General features: G+C 43.7%; 19 protein-coding genes. 11 read left to right on the plus strand and 8 right to left on the minus strand.

Going from position 1 to position 20,082, the window contains the following annotated elements; translation table 11 throughout:
• Nucleotides 1-157: 157 nt before the first annotated feature.
• The 4 genes from RT084_RS11180 to RT084_RS11195 all read left to right on the plus strand — a co-directional run bounded on the left by RT084_RS11180 (nt 158) and on the right by RT084_RS11195 (nt 3,633).
• Nucleotides 158-1,237 carry a glutamate/aspartate ABC transporter substrate-binding protein gene (locus tag RT084_RS11180; RefSeq protein ID WP_312385891.1) on the plus strand — a complete coding sequence of 360 codons (1,080 nt, stop codon included), beginning with the start codon at nt 158-160 and terminating at the stop codon, nt 1,235-1,237.
• A 136-nt stretch (nt 1,238-1,373) separates the two neighbouring features.
• Nucleotides 1,374-2,120, plus strand: a complete 747-nt coding sequence (locus RT084_RS11185) for an amino acid ABC transporter permease (RefSeq protein ID WP_040404072.1) — start codon at nt 1,374-1,376, stop codon at nt 2,118-2,120.
• Nucleotides 2,117-2,788 (plus strand): ABC transporter permease subunit, encoded by a 672-nt coding sequence (locus tag RT084_RS11190; protein WP_007116978.1) that lies wholly within the window; start codon nt 2,117-2,119, stop codon nt 2,786-2,788. Before RT084_RS11185 ends, RT084_RS11190 begins: the two co-directional genes overlap by 4 nt.
• 116 nt (nt 2,789-2,904) lie before the next feature.
• Nucleotides 2,905-3,633 (plus strand): amino acid ABC transporter ATP-binding protein, encoded by a 729-nt coding sequence (locus RT084_RS11195; RefSeq protein ID WP_138019449.1) that lies wholly within the window; start codon nt 2,905-2,907, stop codon nt 3,631-3,633.
• Between the two features lie 72 nt (nt 3,634-3,705).
• Here RT084_RS11195 and RT084_RS11200 read toward each other — a convergent pair whose 3' ends face one another.
• Nucleotides 3,706-5,064, minus strand: a complete 1,359-nt coding sequence (locus tag RT084_RS11200; protein WP_239743029.1) for a WS/DGAT/MGAT family O-acyltransferase — start codon at nt 5,062-5,064, stop codon at nt 3,706-3,708.
• Nucleotides 5,065-5,092: 28 nt separating this feature from the next.
• A complete protein-coding gene (locus RT084_RS11205; protein WP_312385889.1) occupies nt 5,093-5,944 on the minus strand; it encodes a thiazole synthase in 852 nt (283 codons plus the stop codon).
• A gap of 173 nt (nt 5,945-6,117) precedes the next feature.
• Between RT084_RS11205 and gspE the strand changes: the two genes are divergently transcribed.
• The 3 genes from gspE to RT084_RS11220 are packed head-to-tail and all read left to right on the plus strand — an operon-like array spanning nt 6,118 to nt 8,125.
• The gene (gene gspE, locus RT084_RS11210) at nt 6,118-7,623 is read left to right on the plus strand and encodes a type II secretion system ATPase GspE (RefSeq protein WP_409418441.1); all 1,506 of its coding nucleotides are present in this window, start codon (nt 6,118-6,120) and stop codon (nt 7,621-7,623) included.
• A gap of 30 nt (nt 7,624-7,653) precedes the next feature.
• Nucleotides 7,654-7,935 carry a BrnT family toxin gene (locus RT084_RS11215; protein WP_144918076.1) on the plus strand — a complete coding sequence of 94 codons (282 nt, stop codon included), beginning with the start codon at nt 7,654-7,656 and terminating at the stop codon, nt 7,933-7,935.
• On the plus strand, nt 7,925-8,125 hold the full coding sequence (locus RT084_RS11220) for a hypothetical protein (protein WP_050324717.1): 201 nt from the start codon (nt 7,925-7,927) through the stop codon (nt 8,123-8,125). Before RT084_RS11215 ends, RT084_RS11220 begins: the two co-directional genes overlap by 11 nt.
• Before the next feature lie 10 nt (nt 8,126-8,135).
• Here RT084_RS11220 and RT084_RS11225 read toward each other — a convergent pair whose 3' ends face one another.
• From RT084_RS11225 to RT084_RS11235, 3 genes are all read right to left on the minus strand, one after another.
• Nucleotides 8,136-8,450, minus strand: coding sequence for a hypothetical protein (locus RT084_RS11225; RefSeq protein ID WP_219333418.1), 315 nt, complete (start codon nt 8,448-8,450; stop codon nt 8,136-8,138).
• A 4-nt stretch (nt 8,451-8,454) separates the two neighbouring features.
• Complete coding sequence (gene miaB, locus RT084_RS11230) at nt 8,455-9,921, minus strand: tRNA (N6-isopentenyl adenosine(37)-C2)-methylthiotransferase MiaB (protein WP_312385885.1); 1,467 nt, start codon at nt 9,919-9,921, stop codon at nt 8,455-8,457.
• Between the two features lie 73 nt (nt 9,922-9,994).
• The gene (locus RT084_RS11235) at nt 9,995-10,756 is read right to left on the minus strand and encodes a class I SAM-dependent methyltransferase (protein ID WP_312385884.1); all 762 of its coding nucleotides are present in this window, start codon (nt 10,754-10,756) and stop codon (nt 9,995-9,997) included.
• A gap of 259 nt (nt 10,757-11,015) precedes the next feature.
• Here RT084_RS11235 and RT084_RS11240 point away from each other — a divergent pair, with 259 nt between their 5' ends.
• The 4 genes from RT084_RS11240 (at nt 11,016) to RT084_RS11255 (ending at nt 15,810) form a co-directional block, all read left to right on the plus strand.
• Nucleotides 11,016-13,001 (plus strand): lytic transglycosylase domain-containing protein, encoded by a 1,986-nt coding sequence (locus RT084_RS11240; RefSeq protein ID WP_312385883.1) that lies wholly within the window; start codon nt 11,016-11,018, stop codon nt 12,999-13,001.
• Between the two features lie 305 nt (nt 13,002-13,306).
• Entirely contained in the window at nt 13,307-14,098 is a 792-nt protein-coding gene (locus tag RT084_RS11245) for a T2 family ribonuclease (protein WP_312385882.1), read from the plus strand.
• 227 nt (nt 14,099-14,325) lie between these two features.
• Nucleotides 14,326-15,312 (plus strand): malate dehydrogenase, encoded by a 987-nt coding sequence (locus tag RT084_RS11250; RefSeq protein ID WP_007116966.1) that lies wholly within the window; start codon nt 14,326-14,328, stop codon nt 15,310-15,312.
• 234 nt (nt 15,313-15,546) lie between these two features.
• Nucleotides 15,547-15,810 (plus strand): DUF2789 family protein, encoded by a 264-nt coding sequence (locus tag RT084_RS11255; RefSeq protein ID WP_159375143.1) that lies wholly within the window; start codon nt 15,547-15,549, stop codon nt 15,808-15,810.
• Between the two features lie 107 nt (nt 15,811-15,917).
• On the opposite strand, the gene htpX is transcribed toward RT084_RS11255, so the two are convergent.
• The 3 genes from htpX to hflX form a co-directional block, all read right to left on the minus strand.
• Nucleotides 15,918-16,808 carry a protease HtpX gene (gene htpX / locus RT084_RS11260; RefSeq protein WP_312385880.1) on the minus strand — a complete coding sequence of 297 codons (891 nt, stop codon included), beginning with the start codon at nt 16,806-16,808 and terminating at the stop codon, nt 15,918-15,920.
• A 183-nt stretch (nt 16,809-16,991) separates the two neighbouring features.
• Nucleotides 16,992-17,756 (minus strand): lytic transglycosylase domain-containing protein, encoded by a 765-nt coding sequence (locus tag RT084_RS11265; protein ID WP_312385879.1) that lies wholly within the window; start codon nt 17,754-17,756, stop codon nt 16,992-16,994.
• 764 nt (nt 17,757-18,520) lie between these two features.
• On the minus strand, nt 18,521-19,888 hold the full coding sequence (hflX, locus tag RT084_RS11270; protein WP_312385877.1) for a ribosome rescue GTPase HflX: 1,368 nt from the start codon (nt 19,886-19,888) through the stop codon (nt 18,521-18,523).
• Nucleotides 19,889-20,082 lie beyond the last annotated feature (194 nt).

Raw genomic sequence — 20,082 nt, forward strand, 5'->3', positions numbered from 1 at the left:
CCAATTCTATCTTAATTTTGTGATTATTTGGTCTAGACATTGGGGAGTACCTTAGATAAACATAAAGAGATGGGGGAATCTTTTCACTCGATTTGGCATTTATAGCCACACAGCGAAAAGATTAACTAAGAACGTATCATACGACAAGGATCATAGGATGATTTTAATCTCTAAAAAGCCAATCGCCTTAGCAACCGTTGCTATTATGGCATTAGGTCTTGCAGGTTGTAACAAAGCCAGCGACAACAAAGCGGTAGGGACTGAAGGTAGCCAACCAGCGGCAGCGGCTACTGGTGAAAAAACGCTCGATAAAATTAAAAAATCAGGGGAAATCGTACTGGGTTACCGTGATTCCTCAATTCCATTTTCTTATATCGCAGGTACGCCAAACCAACCGGTGGGTTATGCCCATGACCTCCAATTAAAAATTGTTGATGCAGTCAAAAAACAATTGAATATGCCAGACCTCAAAGTGCGTTACAACCTAGTAACCTCACAAACCCGTATTCCATTGGTACAAAATGGTACGGTTGACTTAGAGTGTGGTTCAACCACCAACAATGAAGAGCGCCAAAAACAAGTGGCTTTCTCAAACGGTTTCTTTGAGATTGGTACTCGCTTATTAACCGCTAAAGATTCAGGCATCAAAGATTTTGCGGATTTAAAAGGCAAAACCTTAGTGACTACCGCAGGTACCACCTCTGAGCGTTTTATCAAAAAACTCAACGATGACAAAAAAATGGGCATTAACATCGTTTCTGCCAAAGACCACGGCGAATCTTTCTTGATGTTAGAAAGCGGTCGTGCGGCAGCCTTCATGATGGATGACGTACTGCTCGCGGGTGAAAAAGCCAAAGCCAAAGATCCCAACAAATGGGTCATTGTTGGTACCCCACAATCGTATGAAATTTACGGCTGTATGATGCGCAAAGACGATAGTGAATTCAAAAAAGTAGTTGATGATGCGTTGGTTGCGACTTATTCATCAGGTGAAATCAACGACATCTACAAAAAATGGTTCATGTCACCGATTCCACCAAAAAACATCAACATGAACTTCCAAATGTCTGATAACTTAAAAAGCTTGTTAGCAAACCCACATGACGGCGCGCAACCAAAAGACGTCGCTAATGCAGCCGCATCTGCTACCGTTAATGCAGTAGCAACGGGCGCTAGTAATGTGGCAACCGCTGTGGCATCTGCAAGCAATGCAATTGCAAGTGCAACAAAACCTTAGTTGATGGGATAACAACAAACTAGGTTAGGAAGGTTACTATCCAACATAAAACTGACGTCATCACCTATCAATTGTGGTTACGTCAGTTTTAGTTTTTGGGTGAATCAATTTGCTAGACAGGATTTTGGGGGTGGCAATGAATTATAGTTGGAATTGGGGCGTGTTGCTGCAACCAACAGGCGTGGGCAACGAAGTTTACTGGCAGTGGCTATTGACAGGCTTTAAATGGCTGTTGGTCATTGGTGGGAGTGGCTGGCTGATTGCCTTAATTATCGGTACGATTTTAGGTATTATGCGTACTTTACCAAATAAAACTGCCAGAGCGATTGGTACGGCTTATGTGAGTTTTTTTCGTAACATTCCGCTATTAATACAGTTATTCTTTTGGTTTTATGTGGCACCTACTTGGCTGACACCAGCCTTACAAAAATGGTGGTTTCAGGAGTTAGACCCAAATACCTCGGCAGTTATTTCAGCAAGTATTGGTCTTGGGTTATTTACTGCAGCGCGTATTGTAGAGCAAGTGCGTACGGGCATTGAATCATTGCCAAAAGGGCAAACCAATGCTGCCTATGCGCTCGGGTTCACCTTGCCACAGACGTATCGCCATATCGTATTGCCACAGGCATTTCGGGTGATTTTACCACCGATGAGCTCTGAGCTTACCAACTGTTTTAAGAATGCCTCGGTCGCTTCATTGGTCGGGGTTACTGAGCTGATTAGCCAAACCAAAACTATCAGTGAATATACCCAAAACAATATCGAAGTGTATACCTTTACCACGATTATTTATTTATTGTTTAATTTGGTGTTGATTTATTTTATGACTTGGCTTGAGAAAAAATTACGCATCAAAGGTCAAATCGATGGGGGTGGCGCATGAATATGATGGAATTACAAGCCGCAATGCCAGGGTTGATGGGTGGCTTATGGATCACCTTCAAAGTGTTGTTTTTAGCTATCATTGGCGGTTTGGCGCTGGGTACGATTCTAGCCTTGATGCGGTTGTCGGGTATTCGTATTTTAGCCGTGCCTGCCAAGCTGTATGTCAACTTTTTCCGTTCAGTGCCGCTGCTACTGGTATTGCTTTGGTTTTATTTTGCTGTGCCGATGGTGTATAACTTGGTGACGGGCACGTATTTGACGTTGGATACCGCGTTTACTTCGTGCGTGGTGGCATTTATGGTGTTTGAAGCCGCATATTTTTCTGAGATTGTACGTGCGGGTATCCAGTCGATTGGCAAAGGACAGGTCAATGCTGCTAAAGCCTTGGGTATGACTTATGGTCAGACCATGCGCTTTATTATTTTGCCACAAGCGTTTCGCAAGATGTTTCCGCTACTTCTACAACAGTCGATTATTTTGTTCCAAGATACGACGTTGGTGTTCGCGATTGGCTTGGTGGATTTCTTCCGAGCCTCATACGTACGCGGTGACTTGATGGGGTTATTAACCCCCTATATCTTGTTGGCAGGGGCGTTTTATTTTGTGGTCAGTCTAACCGCATCGACCGCTGTCAACCACCTACGCAAACGCTTTCGCATGGCTTAATCAATATTGAATAAAGGAATAATAACATGTCAGTAGTTACTAAAATTGATGAAACCACCTGGCTCAACGAATTTGGTGGCTTGGTATCAAACAGTGGACACGCCAGTCCCGATATCATGATTAATGTCAACAAAATCAGTAAATGGTATGGCGACTTTCAAGTATTGACCGACTGTACCGCGCATGTGCACAAAGGCGATGTGACCGTCATCTGTGGTCCATCAGGTAGCGGCAAATCAACTTTAATCAAAACCGTCAATGGGCTTGAAGCCTTTCAACAAGGTGAAATCTTGATTGATGGCATGTCGGTCGGCGCCAAAGCAACCGACTTGCCAAAACTACGTAGCCGTGTAGGGATGGTATTTCAGCATTTTGAACTGTTTCCGCATTTATCCATCTTAGAAAATTTGACCTTGGCACAAATCAAAGTATTGGGTCGTAGTCAGTCTGAAGCGCAGAAAAAAGGCTTAGGTTATCTTGACCGCGTGGGCTTGTCAGCGCATGCCAAAAAATACCCTGCCGAGTTGTCAGGCGGTCAGCAGCAACGGGTAGCAATTGCACGCGCGCTTAGTATGGACCCGATTGCAATGCTGTTTGATGAGCCAACTTCCGCACTTGACCCTGAGATGATTCAAGAGGTACTTGAGGTGATGATTGAGCTTGCTAATGAGGGCATGACCATGATGTGTGTGACCCACGAAATGGGCTTTGCGCGCCAAGTCGCCAGCCGTATCATCTTTATGGATCAAGGTCATATCGTTGAAAACTGTAGCCGTGAAGAATTCTTTGCCGGTGCGCGTAGCGAGCGTGCGAAAGATTTTTTGTCAAAAATCTTAAATCACTAAATATAAGATAAAGTTTATTTCATTAAAAAACGGCAGTCACTGCCGTTTTTTATTGTCAAAGTTTGCATTAGCCTAATTGCTCATGAGTGATTCAAATTCTTTGAGTTCCTCTTCCATATAGGTGAGTAATCGTTGGCTATGGGGCAATATTTGGCTACAGGTGACGATACAAAACTCGATTTTATCCACGTAAGTACACAAGGTGATATTCATCGCTTGGTCATTGAGCACGATCGAGGCAGGATACAGCGCCTGCAGTTTTGCCCCTTGCCAATACAATGGCTGATGAGAACCTGGTACATTTGAGATAATCAAGTTAAAACCGCGATAATCGGGAAACAGACCGGTAAGTACCTGCAATCCTGAACGGCTATAAGCAACCCCACTATAAATAATCGACGAGGCTTGCTTCATCCGTGAAAAGCGTTTTTTACTATTTTTGGTGCTGCCATTAATCGTCTTTAACCGGGCAACAGGGTCGGCAAGGTGGGTGGCAAGATTGGCTAAAATAAAGGTAATTTGATTGCCAACGTGTTGGCTTGCGCTATCGTTGTCACCGCGCAGTGATAAGGGTACAAAAGCAATCAAGGGTTTTTTGGGTAAGCCATTGATATCGAGCAAATAACGGCGTAACGCGCCCGAACAAATCGCCAAAATCACATCATTGACGGTCACAGCGTAATGTTTGGCGATGGTTTGAAACCGAATAAGCTCATAAGATTGGGCAGAGATACGCCGTGAGCTTGATACCGGTTGGTTGAGGGGGCTATCTGGCGCTTGGGTAGTGGTAATGTAGTCTTTGTGAAATCGCTCTACCACATTTTTACCTAAGGCTTTGATGGCGGGTGGGATAGCCAGCGCTTGCTCTTTGACGACACGCAGAAGGGATTTATCTTCTGGTATCAAAGCATCAAGTTGGTGACGATGACGGGTCATTAGCGACCAAATTGGCAAGCTAATACGCTCGGTTGGCGATTCTGATAGCGATTTTTTCACCAAACGAATCGCCGCTATCCCATCGACCATAGAATGATGAATCTTAAAATACAACGCAAAACGATTGCCTTCAATCCCCTCGATGATGTGACATTCCCACATCGGTTTGGCACGATTGAGTAATTTGCTGTGCTCTTGGGACACGTAAGTCAATAGCTCACGGATACGTGCTGGTTTTGGCAATGCGATATGGCGAAAATGATGGTCGACTTCAAAGTTTTCATCGGTTTTCCACCATGCTAGGTGATACAACACTTGGTTAAACGGAAAACTCGGCGGCGTCTTTTGCGTGACCATCTGCTGCACCAAATCACTGACAAAGGTATCGCTTGCGCCATCGGGAATCTCAAACAAGAACAGCCCACCAATGTGCATCGGCTGATTGCGATTTTCAAGTAAGATAAATAACTGGTCAATGGCGGTGAGCAGACGCATGCGATGTCCTTAAGTGTGAAATAATAAATTAGCGGAAAAAATAGCCAGTCTGTGGCGAGCTAGCTTGTGCCATATAACGTGCTGGCATACGACCCGCCAAGAAGGCTTCACGTCCAGCCATCACCGCATGTTTCATGGCAGACGCCATCAACACAGGGTTTTGTGCATGGGCAATCGCGGTGTTCATGAGCACACCATCACAGCCCAATTCTAAGGCAATGGCGGCATCACTGGCGGTACCGACGCCTGCATCCACCAAAACAGGCACTTGGGTTTGCTCAATGATGAGACTTAAAGTATGGCGATTGAGTAATCCCAAACCTGAGCCAATCAAACTGCCCAATGGCATAATCGCCACACAGCCCATGCTCTCGAGTTCTTTGGCAACAATTGGGTCATCTGAGGTATACACCATCACATCAAAGCCATCATCAATTAAGGTCTTAGCGGCTTTGACAGTTTCGATGACGTTGGGATACAAGTTTTTTTCATCGCCCAATACTTCAAGTTTGACAAGGTTGTGCCCATCCAACAATTCACGCGCTAACTGACAGGTACGAACGGCGCTAGCCGCGTCAAAACAGCCAGCGGTGTTAGGGAGAATGGTGTATTTTTCGGGAGAAATCACATCGAGTAGGTTGGGTTCATCTTTCTTCTGCCCGATATTTACGCGTCGAATGGCGACAGTGACGATTTGCGCGCCGCTGGCGGCGATGGCTTCGCCTGTTTGTGCCAAATCTGTATATTTGCCAGTACCGACGAGCAAACGAGAGGTAAACGTGCGCGAACCAATGTGTAGCAGGTCGTTTGCGGTTATCAGCGTATTTTGGCTTGAAGGATTTTGGGTCGCAGGATTTTGAGTTAAAGTGTTTTGGGTCATTGTCATCCCTTTTTAGATTTTGATTGTCATGGTTATCAATCAGTAAAAAATGCTTTAGTATAACAAAATATAGCCTGACTCAGGGTCTTTTTGTGCGCCTTGGTAGGATTTGTCTTGTTGATAAGCTACAATGGAACGCATCTTTTCTTGGCTTATTTCATTTGATAATCCCTATGCTAAATCCGATTGCCTTGCCCTATAGTTTTGCCAAACGTCATCAACTGCTGTTGCAATACTCGCAAGATTTGACTGCCCCGCCGACGTTGTTAATGACCGCTGATACCCCTATGGAAGCCATCAACGAAGCCAACCGTTTTGCCAGTCAAGCAGGGGTGCCGCTGCCATTGAATTTTGCCATGGCGCAAAGTGACGATTTTGAAAAGCAGTTAGCCGCTGTCTATGCAGGTAACACAGGGGAATCTCAGCATATTGCCGCTGGGCTTGAAGACCATCCCGATTTGATGAGTCTCGCTGACAGTGTCCCTGAGACGGAAGACTTGATGGACCAAGAAGATGACGCGCCCATCATTCGGCTAATCAATGCGCTGCTGTCTGAAGCCATCCGCCTAAACGCCTCAGATATCCATATCGAAACCTTTGAAAAACGGCTATCGGTGCGCTTTCGGATGGATGGGGTGCTTAAAGAAATCGTCAGTCCAAAACGGGAACTATCACCGCTACTGGTGTCCCGTATCAAGGTGATGGCAAAACTGGATATCGCTGAAAAACGGGTACCGCAGGATGGACGCATCTCATTACGTCTGGCTGGGCGAGAAGTGGATGTGCGGGTATCGACCTTGCCATCAAATTTTGGTGAGCGTGTGGTGATGCGGCTTTTGGATAAACAGGCGGGTCGATTAAATATGACCTATTTGGGTTTGTCAGACAATGATTATAGCGAGCTTAAACGCTTAATCCATCGCCCGCATGGCATTATTCTTGTCACAGGTCCGACAGGTTCGGGCAAAACCACGACGCTATACGCGGCTTTAACGGATTTGAACGATAACACCCGTAATATTTTGACCGCTGAAGACCCGATTGAATTTCAGCTAGATGGTATTGGGCAAACCCAAGTCAATAATAAAGTGGATATGACCTTTGCGCGTAGTTTGCGAGCCATGCTACGCCAAGACCCTGATGTGGTGATGGTGGGGGAGATTCGCGATTTAGAGACCGCAGAAATTGCAGTGCAAGCGTCACTCACAGGTCACTTGGTGCTCTCGACCCTGCATACCAACACCGCGATTGGTGCGGTGACGCGACTACAAGATATGGGGGTTGAGCCGTTTTTGTTGTCATCGAGCCTCATTGGCGTGGTGGCACAGCGACTAGTGCGTACTTTGTGTCCGCATTGCCATACATGGGCACTTGCCGATGCCTATCAAACGCAGATTTTTACTGAAATAGGCGAAGTCGGAGAGATTAAACTGCCAAAACCTGTGGGCTGCGAGAAGTGCAATCAATCAGGATTTCGGGGACGTACCGCGATTTATGAAGTGGTGCCTGTCGATGACAAACTGCGACAACTGATTCATAGCCAAACGGCCGAGTTTGAGTTAGAAGCGTATGCGCGGAGTAAGACACCGTCAATTCGTGCCGATGGACTCAAAAAAGTATTGGCAGGGAAAACCACGCTGGAAGAAGTGTTACGTGTCACTAAAGAAAAAGAGATGTGATATATTTTTCTAGTGTTAATGAAAAAATGAATGTGGGTCGCTAAATTGATACAAATAACTTTTGACCAAAATAAAGCTGAGAGTAATAAAATCAAACATGGTGTAAGTTTTGATGAAGCAAAAATTGCATTACTTGACCCGAATGCGCTAGTACGTGAAGATTTTGACCACGATGAACCAAGATTTGTATTATTAGGAATGGCAAATCGCTTATTAGTTGTTGTCTATTGTTATGTGGATAATGATGATATGATTCGGTTAATATCTGCACGAAAAGCAACCAAAAACGAGGAAAAACAATATGCAAACTGAATACGATTTCTCAAATGCTCAAAGAGCGACACAAATTTCCCATCTTAATCGGTTGCGAGAACAACAGCATTTGCTAGATAAAGATGTGAGTGATTGGCTTGTAACCCAAGATGATGATACTAAAAAACATATCAGTGAAATGATTCGCCAAGTAATGGCGATGAAAATTCACACACAATCTACTGTTTAAATTATGTGTTTTAGTCACTGATGCAATGAATAACTTGCATTTTTTCAATTGACAAACGGATAAAGTTTTCGATTTTCTGACAGTGAGTGATAGATTGCTTATGGTTATTTTTCGCAAAATAGTCTGCCAAATTATTTAATTCAACGACCAGTGATTTAGCAACATTCGGATAAATCACTGGGTCATTATAAAAGTTATCCAATAGCCAAGTAAGCGTTGAAAAGTTAGTGTTACCTTCGGCTAAACGTAAAATACGTTCGTCCTCATGCGAAATTTGACAATTAATTTTCTCATTGTCACAATCAAACCACATGTCAAATGCCATTATCTTAACCTAAAACCTCCACCAACTCACCTTCCACCAAATGCGGACTCATGGCTCGCGTGACTTTTACCATCACCAGTTTACCAATCAACGCATCATCGCCTTTGAACAATACCGTTCGCGTATTATCTGCCGTTCCCATCAAAAATTCAGGATTGCGGTCGCCATGTTGCTCCACCAGCACACGCACGTTTTGACCCACCATACCTTGGGTTTTTGCCCAAGTCGAATCGACAATCACCTTTTGAAACTCAGCCAAACGGGCTTTTTTGGTTGCTATATCAACATTATCGGGCAAGTCTGACGCAGGCGTACCAGGGCGCTTGGAGTAAATAAAGCTATACGAATGGTCAAAATCTAAGTCTTTGGCAAGATTGAGCGTATCTTGGAAATCTTGGTCGGTTTCATTGGGAAAACCGATAATAAAATCGCTTGATAAATACATATCAGGGCGCACGGCGCGTAGTTTGCGGATTTGCTCAATGTAGATATCAATGGTGTGGTTACGCTTCATGGCAGCTAGGATAGCGTTGGAGCCACTTTGCACAGGTAGGTGCAGGTGGGATACCAGTTTTGGTATTTTGGCATACGCTTCAATGATATCATCGCTAAATTCCAGTGGATGGCTGGTGGTATAGCGAATACGCTCAATGCCGTCAACGTGCGCCACATAATGCAATAACTCACTAAAACGGCAAATTGTGCCATCGTGTTTTTCACCGCGGTAGCCATTGACGTTTTGCCCCAATAGCGTTACTTCACGTACCCCTTGGCTAGCAAGGCTATCAATCTCGGCAAGTACGTCATCTAGGGGGCGCGAGATTTCTTCGCCTCGGGTGTAGGGAACCACGCAAAATGAACAGTATTTTGAGCAGCCTTCCATGATAGACACAAACGCTTTAAACCCTTCCACTTTGGGTTCGGGTAAAAAGTCAAATTTTTCAATGCTAGGGAAAGACACATCGACGACGCCGATACGGTTTTTGGGTTTGACATCCAGCTGTTTGGTGGATTGGTCATACAGTTCTGGCAGGCGATGCAAGGTTTGCGGTCCAAACACCATATCGACATGCGGGGCACGGCTTTGGATTTTATCGCCTTCTTGTGACGCTACGCAGCCGCCCACACCGATGACCAAATTCGGGTTTTTCTCTTTAAGTTTTTTCCAGCGTCCGAGTTCAGAAAATACTTTTTCTTGCGCTTTTTCACGAATCGAGCAGGTATTCATGAGTAGTACATCGGCTTCTTCAGGATTGTCCGTCAGCACCATACCATGGGAGTCGCCTAGCACATCTGCCATTTTTTCAGAGTCATACACATTCATCTGACAGCCTTGGGTCTCGATAAACACGCGTTTGACACGAGTATCCGCTGGTAGCATGGTGGATTCAACACTCGCCGCTAGCGTTGGCGTTACCAAATTTTGAGTTTTGGGAATCTGTGCTTTTGGGTCAAAAGTAGCAACTGTCATGACTACACCTAAATGTTTCGCCTAAAATAAACCCTCAATTATAACAGATTTTTTTGGCAAGATGCGTTAGTGATTATTTTGACAGTACTAAATAAATGACATCGGTGCTAAAATTGCCAGCCTCATCTATATCAAAATATTGTCTAACAGATGCGGCACAATTTTTTTGTAAGGCTCGAATCACTTGTATGCTGGTATCAGGGGTATGCATACGGGCGACCCAACTGTCAAAATTTAACGTCAGTTTTTGCATCTCGACAGTCGTCACGCTAAAGCCGGTGATTTCTGCAAAATACAACCACTCGGCAAGACTATAATCTTTGACATGACTGGGATCGCGGATGGTTTCAATGGTCTGTAAAAAATTATTGAGCACGGGGTTGCTATTGCCCAACACATCGACAATCACCACTTTGCCATCGGGAGCTAGGGCGCGATGCATCTCAAACAACGCTTTTGGTACATTTTGCCAATGGTGCGCAGAATAGCGCGTGATAATGGCATCAAATTGGTGGTCGGCAAAGGGTAATTTTTCTGCCGTACCAATTTGTGTGGTGATATTGGTTAGGCCGCGTGTTTTGGCTTGGCTGGCGACAACTTCGGTCATCGTAGGGGTAATGTCATAAGCAATGACTGATGTGGCCACAGGTGCCACCTGATAACTGACGTGCCCACCGCCACAGCCCAAATCCAATATATGCGCAAGCTTGTGCGCCTCTATCAACTGCTTTATTTTGTCAAACTCAGCGCCTTGTGCATGAACAGCGCTATTAAGGTAGTTGTGGGATTTGTCTTGGTATTGTTGAATATTTAGGGCGTGTTGGGTATGGGTCATGGCTTATCGCATTTATTGGTGGCTAATAATAGACTTATCATAAGTCAAATAATTTATAATTTATAGTTAATTAAATTTAACAATAAAAAACTATTTGTTATATAAAATAAGTTGCAACATTTTTATACAATTAGTTGAGATTTGGGTAAATTTTTTTTAGTCGACAATCGTTATAATCGCTTCAGCAAGGTTAACCAATTTTTACATTACTTTTGTCGTTTTTTGCCTACTTATCTTATTAAAGGTATTACCAATTATTATGAAAAATCTCAAGCTTTCGATGATTTCATGCGGTGTGATTGCTGTTTTTGCAGAATCTGCTTGCGCAAGTAGCTATTCTGTAGGGACGCCTAGCACGGCGGATAGTTATTTTAACCAAGCCGAACGTGAAGCTAGCCGTGGCAACTTATCGCAAATGGGCAACTATCAGCAAATGATGGCGGGTGGCAGTCTAGCCATGTATCCAGAATATTGGCAGCTCAATAAAGACTTAGACGCTCAGCCGGCATCAGCGATTGTGAGTTTTGCTAACCGTTATCCACAAACTGCGATGGCAGAAAAATTGGCGGCGGATTATGCGGAAACCAAAGCGCGGATGGGTGATTATGAGGCGGTTAGACAAATGGCAAGCTATGTAACCAATCCTGATGCCAGTGAAGCTTGTGCCATTGCGTTAGGTTTCAATCACGGTGGCGATAGCATGCGCGCTTATACCGAAAAAGGTAATGTTTGGCTCAGCACGGATAAAAAACTGCCGCAGCTTTGCCAACAGTTGGCGACAGAGCTCAATGGCAATCGTATGGTTAGCAATGATGACCGTGAGCAGCGGCTGTATCGTATGCTACGCACGGGCAACAACGGTGACATCGTGCAGCTTGCCAGCCGATTGGGCGTGCAGATGAGTTACAATCAGCTTATGAGCATCAGTAGCAGTCCCAATGCGTTTTTTTCACAACTCGGTAGTATGCCAGCGACTGCCAGCAATCGGTATTTATATCTATACGGTTTAGGGCAACTTGCCAAAAAATCTGTCAGTGAAGCGGCGATGCAGCTTAACTATGATGTGGGGCGAAACCCGCAGTTTTTTGATGCTAAAACCCGTCAATATGCCTACCGTACCTTGGGCGTGGCAAGGATGGGCGTCAATACCGATCAAGGGTTTAGTAGTGACGCGGTTGATTGGATGCAAAAAAGTCTGGGCGTACCATTTAACAATGAAGAAGCCGAAAACTATGCCCAAGCAGCGATACGCTATAGCCGATGGTCAGATTTGGCACAAGCCATTGGCGCAATGGACTATAAAAATCAGCAGCAACCGATATGGCAATATTGGCTTGCCAAAGCCTACAAATTGGGCGGCACTAACCAGCAGCGTCAACAAGCCAATCAGCTATTTAGTCAATTGGCACAAACCAATGACTATTATGGACTGCTCTCCAAAGACCAACTGGGGCAGCGTTTTGACCGATTGCCGACTAATCCACCGGTGAGTAATAGTGATTACTCACGCCTCGCAAACGATAGTTTCTTTAATCGCGCATTTACCCTCTATAAACTTGCCGCCAATCCCAGCTATACCAACCGTGAATGGAACTGGGCAGTAAAAAAAGCACGTGACCGTGGTGATGAGACGATGATTTTGGCAGCAGCGCAAACCGCATCGGACATGGGATGGTACGACCGTGCTATCTATGCGTTGGAGTCTACCAAAACAATTCCAAATTCGGCACTGGCATTCCCAATGCCCCATCAGTCTAGTGTCGTGCAATACAGCCGCCAAGCAGGAATCGATCCTGCGTGGGCGTATGGCATCATGCGTCAAGAAAGCCGTTTTAATATCGGCGCGCGTTCGGGTGTCGGAGCAGGGGGGTTAATGCAAATCATGCCAGACACCGCGCGCTATATCGCACGTAAATTGGGCGAACCGTATGAACCATCTCGCGTCGCAGGGGGTGATACCAATATCCGCTATGGTACGTATTATATGGGCGACATTTTAAATAAATTGGGCGGTCAACCTGTATTAGCCACCGCGGGCTACAATGCAGGGCCAGGTAAGGCCAAAACTTGGCAACCTGAGAACGGTAGCCTAGCGGCCGATCAGTATGTTGAGACCATTCCTTATTCAGAAACGCGCAATTATGTCAAAGCCGTGATGGAAAATGCGACCAATTATGATGTGCTGCTTGGCGGCAGCAACCAACCGATTAGTCAGCGTATGGGTACTATTGCTGCTAAATATTAAATTAATCTGAATTAAATAAACCCGCTAAATCTTCGCAAAAAACAACAGCTAATTGATTGATAATAGTCAATAAATTACTGTTGTTTTTTAGTATATACAGGGTTTACAAAATCTGACCCAGTTAGTATGATTTCAAAAAATTGGTAGAACTGATAAACATTAGTTTCGTTTGATAAAAATTTAGTTATTTTAAGCAAAAAATTGATAAGTCAACGACCATTTTTATTACTTTTATTTTAAAAGCTCACTGTAAACGTTAAAACAACCTGCTTGTTTTTAATCACCAACTATTTGGTTTAATTGTTATGCTGTCATCTTGTCTAAAAACATTACTCGATTTTACCAACTGGCACACGGTTTCACACACCGCCACATTGGGGTCGTTAAAGTCTAGAGCAAAGTTTCAAGATGAGGTAGCGACGGCAAATTTAGCCAGTTTAGTTATCAACTCAAGTCATCAAAAAAGCGCAAATTTTAGCGGCTATTTGTCACTTGGCTACTTGGCACTCAGCTGTTTGGCGGTGATAGCTACTATAGCAACCCCAGCTGCCCATGCCGACAGTGTTTTAGGGGTGGAATTATCCCCTGCTGTCTGCAAGCTCAACCCATACATGGGTAATCTTCGCCAATGTATCGAAGGCAACCCGATGACAGTGAATTTTTATCGGGTGGCGAATCAGTCTTGTAGTAATAGCCGCTATAGCATGTCGCCACTGCAAGAAAAGATCACCTCAAAAGTCATTCCAGATGGTAATATTCGCAAAAATATCTGGCAGCAGTATGGCCGCTGTAGTGGCCTAAGTACCCCTAATTATTTTCGCACCATTACCTCGCTTGCCAGTCAATTAAAACTCCCAAAAGAACTCAGTAGCGGTCGCAGTTATCGATTCGCGTCCAGTGGTTTTAGCCGCCAATTGTTATCTTTAAACCCCGGCATGAAGCCAAACTCGTTTAATTTTTTCTGTCAAAAAAATAGTGCAGGTCAATCCGTACTGACCTATCTTAACGTGTGCTACGACAACAACGGACGTTTTGCCCAATGTGCCACACGCTCTTATACCTGTCCCAGTCAATTTTTGATTGATGGTAATTATTGAGGGATGGCGGTATCAATTTTTGCTTAGGTTTAAGCATTTTGTATCTTGGTGTTTGATGGTCTTGAACCCATAATTGTCAAGCTCACCCGACAATTGACCCCATAAATTTATGGTCTTTGATGGTGACAAGTGATAAACTAGGCAGGCTTTTTTAGACAATTTTTTCTGCTTTTTTCACTGCCTTGCTTTTGCAAAGGATCTTGTACTTATCATAATAGGAGCTTTCAATGAAACAGCCTGTTCGTGTTGCGGTGACTGGTGCTGCTGGTCAAATCAGTTATTCATTATTATTTCGTATCGCATCGGGTGATATGTTAGGTAAAGACCAACCTGTCATTTTACAATTATTAGAAATCACGCCGGCCTTAGAAGCTTTAAAAGGTGTGGTAATGGAACTTGAAGATTGTGCATTCCCATTGCTAGCGGGCGTCGTACAAACTGACGACGCTAACGTTGCGTTCAAAGATGCGGACTATGCCCTACTGGTAGGTGCCCGTCCTCGTGGCCCAGGCATGGAGCGTAAAGATTTGCTCGAAGCTAACGCCGCCATCTTCTCTGCACAAGGTAAAGCCTTGAACGACAACGCTAGCCGTAATGTCAAAGTATTGGTTGTGGGTAACCCAGCCAACACCAATGCCTTAATCGCACAGCGCAATGCCCCAGACCTAGACCCACGTAACTTTACAGCGATGACACGTCTTGACCACAACCGTGGTATGGCGCAACTGGCTGAAGAAACTGAAACCACCGTGAATGACATCAAAAAAATGATCATTTGGGGTAACCATTCTTCAACCCAATACCCAGATTTGACTTTCACTACGGTAAAAGGTCAACCTGCCCTAGAGCAAGTACAACGTGACTGGTACGAAGGTACTTATATCCCTAACGTACAACAACGTGGCGCTGCCATCATTAAAGCACGTGGTGCCTCATCAGCGGCATCTGCTGCAAACGCTGCGATTGCACACATTCGTTCATGGGCACTAGGCACCGACGAGAATGATTGGGTATCTATGGGTGTTTACTCAAATGGTGAATACGGTATCCAAAAAGGTCTTATCTATTCATTCCCATGTACTTGCCAAAATGGCGATTGGAAAATCGTTGAAGGGCTAGACGTTTCATCGGCTTTCTCACAAGAAAAAATGAAAGCCACCGAAACTGAATTGGCTGAAGAGCGTGATGCGGTAAGCCACTTACTTCCTAACTAATTAGGTTAGAATATTTTAACCGAAAAAAACCAGTCTCATTAGGCTGGTTTTTTTACATGAAATAACCACACTATACAATCAAATCACATTTTTTTTACTCAATTTTGGCTACAATGGTCTAACGGTAAGAATAACCCATGGCACTTTTTTGATAATTTTTGACTAAAATGAGTGCTAAACAATAATGATATTACAATAACCATTGATACTTTTTAGAGTACTAGGAGAACTACAATGATGACAGATGGCGAAAGAAACATTAATATGTTGTTTGAGCAAATGGGTATGGATGGCGATGATGCCGCGGTTGAACAATTTATTCAAGAAAATCAATTGCCGCAATCACTCGAGCTGAGCGATGCGCCTTTTTGGAGTGACAGTCAACGTAAATTTTTAAAAGACGAATACCGTGCAGATGCGGGTTGGATTGAAATCATCGATGAGCTCAACACCCGTCTACACAAAGATGCCATGGATGCACAAAAACTGGCTAAATAAGTCCTTTTAATACTGTCAAAGGTATTTTCTAAATGTATTAAAAAATAACTAAAAAACCCAATCACTGATTGGGTTTTTTACATTGTTTAGATAAGTGTTCAAAATAATTAGGGAGCCAATTTTTGTAAATGGGCAATACGGTCATCAAGGGAGGGATGGCTGGCAAATAACTGGGCAAAACTAAACCCTCCTTTACCTTCATTAATCGCAAAGGCTTTCATGCCTTGTGGCATATAGTCAGGATGCTGGCTGGCAGGTTTTAACGCTTCAAGCGCAGCAATCATGTTGTATTTACCTGCCAAACGCGCGCCTGCTTCATCCGCACGGTATTCACGGTAACGAGAGAACCACATGACCACCGCTTGTGCAGCAATACCAAACACAATATCTAATACCATACTGGTAATGTAATAGCCCATACCAGGTGAATTGCTGTCATTTTTAAAGACCGCTTGATCTACAAATAAACCCACAATACGCGCAAAGAACATCACAAAGCTGTTAACCACACCTTGAACAAGCGCTAAGGTCACCATATCACCATTGGCAACGTGACCAATTTCATGGGCAAGTACCGCTTCGACTTCTTCTTGGTTCATCGATTGTAGTAGCCCAGTCGATACCGCAACCAAAGCTTTGTTTTTATTCCAACCTGTCGCAAAGGCATTGGGTGATGGATTATCAAAGATACCCACTTCTGGCATATCAATATTGACGTTTTGCGCCAAACGGCGAACCGTTTCGACCAGCCAAACTTCCAACTGGGTAGCAGGCCGTTCAATGACTTGCGTACCTGTGGAGCGTTTTGCCAACCATTTTGACATCAACAGCGATACAAAAGACCCTATCATACCGTAGATGAAACACATCGCCAGCAGGCTAGTGGTGCCTGTGCCGCCCAAATTGAATCCTAGCATTGGCGCGATGACGTTCATGACGATACCAAACACCACCATCACCGCTAGGTTAGTTAAAAGAAATAAGCCAATTCGTAACATGACGGTTTCCTAAAGACAATCAAACGATTAAATATACTTATCAACAATAAGTTGACTATGATATTTAATATAATAGCGTTTAATGCAACAAATTAAAGGGAAAAGTAGCATAAATTTGTAACATAAAAAAGCCAGTATCACACTAGCTTTGGGGATCTGGTTTTCAGCTTATAGACATGGTTGTTAGCGGACAATCGTATAAGAGTTTGATGAATTATAGCTAACATTTTGAAAGCCATTGCTGCTAGTGCTAGAGCGAAGATTGGGGTCATTACGATATAGGTTGTTGTAGCGGCTTAACACCCGTTGTACGTAATCACGGGTTTCACGAAATGGGGGAATACCGCCGTATTTACTGACGTTGCCTTCACCGGCATTGTAGCTTGCTATCACATGCTGAATATTACCAAAACGGTTTTGTAAGAATTTCAAATACTTTGCCGCGCCTTCGATGTTCTCCGCAGGGTTCCAAGCGTTATACACACCAAACCGCCTAGCTGTCGCGGGCATTAATTGCATTAACCCCTGCGCCCCAACAGGTGAGCGTGCATTGGGATTAAAACCTGATTCAGTATGCATCATGGCTTTCATCAATGCAGGGTCGACACCATGACGCAGCGCAGAAGCCACAATCATGCTATCGTAGCTATTTTTGTTGCCACGCGCACTGGCAGGTACTGCAGCTTCATTGGCGCCCCAATTGCTATAACTATGCACATTAGTATCCGCGTAATAAGTCACTTTGACTTTTTTGGTAAAATTTTGGAAATTATTTCCTGCAGGACGGTTGTTGCTGACTACATTGGTCAACAGTACCTGACCGTTGCTATCTTTAAACACATACATATTGCCAGCATTCGCTGCATCCATACTTGCCAAACCACCCAATGACAATAGGGAAGCCGATAGCAAATAGGGTAGGCGAGTTTTCTTTGCAAACAATACCATAAATATACCTATGTAAAATTTTTGACAATACGTCACGGTAAAGCACATGACTATAAAATTTGAAGTTAGCGTAATGCTTTAAACCGACATAAAAAGATAAAATTCGTTATGTTTCAATGACATTTGATAACAGTATTATAAAAGAATTGGCAGGAAATATACCATAAATCTGTCAAAAACTGGTTAAAGTTTACAAAAAATCAGATAAGGGGAAAAAGAGGAAAAATGGCCAAAAAACTTGTCAACCTGTTGGGTTTCATGCCATGGACTCAACAATATATGGGTTGGAATTTTTAGCCATAAAAACTATCAAATTTTCAAGCCTTAAATCTTAAAAAAAAAGTAAAATTTTTTGCTTGCACTTTGCAAAAAACTATAACTCTATGATTTATATAAATAAAATAATTGGTTAAAAAATGACCAATTTAGAGATAACCTATAGCGATATGCGGTTTATTGTTGTCAAGTCAGAAGTTATCCACATGGTTATCCACATAAATTGGGGAAAATAACCTAAATGTTTGATATTGATAAAAAATAAAATGAAATAACCCCCAAAATAACTGAAAAAAATCTGATAGCGCAACGGGCGACATGACAAAAGAATGACAAATTGACGAATATATTTTTAAGATTTAATCAACTTATGGTCAATAAGCGCAGTTTATCGCGTGGTATGGTCATTTATTCAGCCAAAAAAAACCTGCACCAACTTAAATTTTGATACAGGTCTACTATTGTTATATTGTTAAATGGCTAACAAGTTATGTCTCGTCGGCGGTATCCAATGGCTGCTGTAGTAATTGTTCAAATGGTTCAAGCACTGGCGCAAGCAGTTTGGCTTGTGCTTGCGACAACACTTCCTCAGGGGCGATACCAAATTCACCCAACAACTGCTTAAGCTTGTCCACCGACATCATGGCAGTCAGTTTGGTTTGACCTGTTTCATCATAGCTGAGGTCTTCAATCACTTCTAACTTATGCAGTTCGTGTTGCAATTGTCCAAAATTGGCGGGTAAGGTTAATTCAAACCGCTGTAATTGACCTACCAATAACTGCTGCACGGCAAGGGTGAGTTGCTCGATACCTAATTGCTCATGGGCAGAGACATACACCCGATTGGGCTTGGCTTTATCACTATAACCGATGTGCGGCGGCTCACCTGTGAGATCAATTTTATTAAACACATTTAGCACAGGCACTTGATTATCAATTTCCGCTAACACAGATTGTACCGCGGCGATTTGCTCATGCATGTCTTCACGGTGACTATCAATGACATGCAGCAACAAATCTGCCTCTAAGGTTTCTTCTAGCGTGGCATGGAAGGCTTCCACTAGCTCATGGGGCAAATGGCGGACAAAACCGACCGTGTCGACAAGTACCACCTTACCCACGCCCGACCATGACACACTCCGTAGCGTCGGGTCAAGCGTCGCAAATAGCTGATTGGCGGCATAGATGTTTTCATTGGTCAGGGTATTAAATAAGGTGGATTTACCCGCATTGGTATAACCGACCAGTGAAATTGTCGGCACCGATGATTTTTGGCGTTTGGCACGACCTTGTGCGCGGGTTTGTTTGACCTTATCAAGCTTGGCTTTGAGCTGCCCGACACGCACCTGTAACAAGCGTCTATCGGTTTCAAGCTGGGTTTCGCCTGGACCGCGTAGACCAATACCACCTTTTTGGCGCTCCAAGTGCGTCCAGCCGCGTACCAAGCGAGTCGCTAAGTGATTAAGCTGGGCAAGCTCAACTTGCAGTTTACCTTCGTAGGTTCGCGCCCGCTGGGCAAAAATATCCAAGATAAGCCCCGTTCTATCAAGCACACGGCACTGCACCAAGCGCTCAATATTACGTTCCTGCGATGGGGTCAAACTATGGTTAAAAATGACAATATCTGCCTCATATTGTTTGACAAGTTCCCCGATTTCTTCAGCTTTACCCGTACCCACAAAGTATTTAGCGTCAGGCTTAGACCGCGTACCTGTGACCAAGGCTTGTTTTTGCGCCCCTGCCGAATCCACCAGCAATTCAAATTCTTCCAAATCGTCTGGGTCATTGAGATGGGTAATGTTTAAATGGACTAAGATGGCTTTTTCACCACCTTCATAACGCTCAAAATACTCCAATGATTTATCCTTTCGTTGTGAGTGTAAAAATGTGTCTATATCTAAATGTATTATCTAAGTCTATTAAGTTAAACATTTGCTTAAATAGTCGATAGCCGCGTTAGAAAAGCGCTAGCCACGATAGATGGGTTATATATATAAATATAAGGTTTTTTTGCAGAACTTTTAGTCAAATTTACAATTAGTAACTTAAA

The organism is Moraxella sp. CTOTU48717 (genome assembly GCF_032057165.1).
GTDB lineage: Bacteria > Pseudomonadota > Gammaproteobacteria > Pseudomonadales > Moraxellaceae > Faucicola > Faucicola tetraodonis.

Excerpts from the sequence above, each read along its gene's own strand:
- RT084_RS11245 (WP_312385882.1), top strand. The coding sequence starts at position 13,307 with ATGCTGTCATCTTGTCTAAAAACATTACTCGATTTTACCAACTGGCAC.
- htpX (WP_312385880.1), bottom strand. The coding sequence starts at position 16,808 with ATGTTACGAATTGGCTTATTTCTTTTAACTAACCTAGCGGTGATGGTG.
- gspE (WP_409418441.1), top strand. The coding sequence starts at position 6,118 with ATGCTAAATCCGATTGCCTTGCCCTATAGTTTTGCCAAACGTCATCAA.
- RT084_RS11190 (WP_007116978.1), top strand. The coding sequence starts at position 2,117 with ATGAATATGATGGAATTACAAGCCGCAATGCCAGGGTTGATGGGTGGC.
- RT084_RS11185 (WP_040404072.1), top strand. The coding sequence starts at position 1,374 with ATGAATTATAGTTGGAATTGGGGCGTGTTGCTGCAACCAACAGGCGTG.
- RT084_RS11180 (WP_312385891.1), top strand. The coding sequence starts at position 158 with ATGATTTTAATCTCTAAAAAGCCAATCGCCTTAGCAACCGTTGCTATT.
- RT084_RS11200 (WP_239743029.1), bottom strand. The coding sequence starts at position 5,064 with ATGCGTCTGCTCACCGCCATTGACCAGTTATTTATCTTACTTGAAAAT.
- RT084_RS11235 (WP_312385884.1), bottom strand. The coding sequence starts at position 10,756 with ATGACCCATACCCAACACGCCCTAAATATTCAACAATACCAAGACAAA.
- RT084_RS11220 (WP_050324717.1), top strand. The coding sequence starts at position 7,925 with ATGCAAACTGAATACGATTTCTCAAATGCTCAAAGAGCGACACAAATT.
- RT084_RS11250 (WP_007116966.1), top strand. The coding sequence starts at position 14,326 with ATGAAACAGCCTGTTCGTGTTGCGGTGACTGGTGCTGCTGGTCAAATC.
- RT084_RS11265 (WP_312385879.1), bottom strand. The coding sequence starts at position 17,756 with ATGGTATTGTTTGCAAAGAAAACTCGCCTACCCTATTTGCTATCGGCT.
- RT084_RS11240 (WP_312385883.1), top strand. The coding sequence starts at position 11,016 with ATGAAAAATCTCAAGCTTTCGATGATTTCATGCGGTGTGATTGCTGTT.
- RT084_RS11215 (WP_144918076.1), top strand. The coding sequence starts at position 7,654 with ATGTGGGTCGCTAAATTGATACAAATAACTTTTGACCAAAATAAAGCT.
- miaB (WP_312385885.1), bottom strand. The coding sequence starts at position 9,921 with ATGACAGTTGCTACTTTTGACCCAAAAGCACAGATTCCCAAAACTCAA.
- RT084_RS11195 (WP_138019449.1), top strand. The coding sequence starts at position 2,905 with ATGATTAATGTCAACAAAATCAGTAAATGGTATGGCGACTTTCAAGTA.
- RT084_RS11225 (WP_219333418.1), bottom strand. The coding sequence starts at position 8,450 with ATGGCATTTGACATGTGGTTTGATTGTGACAATGAGAAAATTAATTGT.
- RT084_RS11255 (WP_159375143.1), top strand. The coding sequence starts at position 15,547 with ATGATGACAGATGGCGAAAGAAACATTAATATGTTGTTTGAGCAAATG.
- RT084_RS11205 (WP_312385889.1), bottom strand. The coding sequence starts at position 5,944 with ATGACCCAAAACACTTTAACTCAAAATCCTGCGACCCAAAATCCTTCA.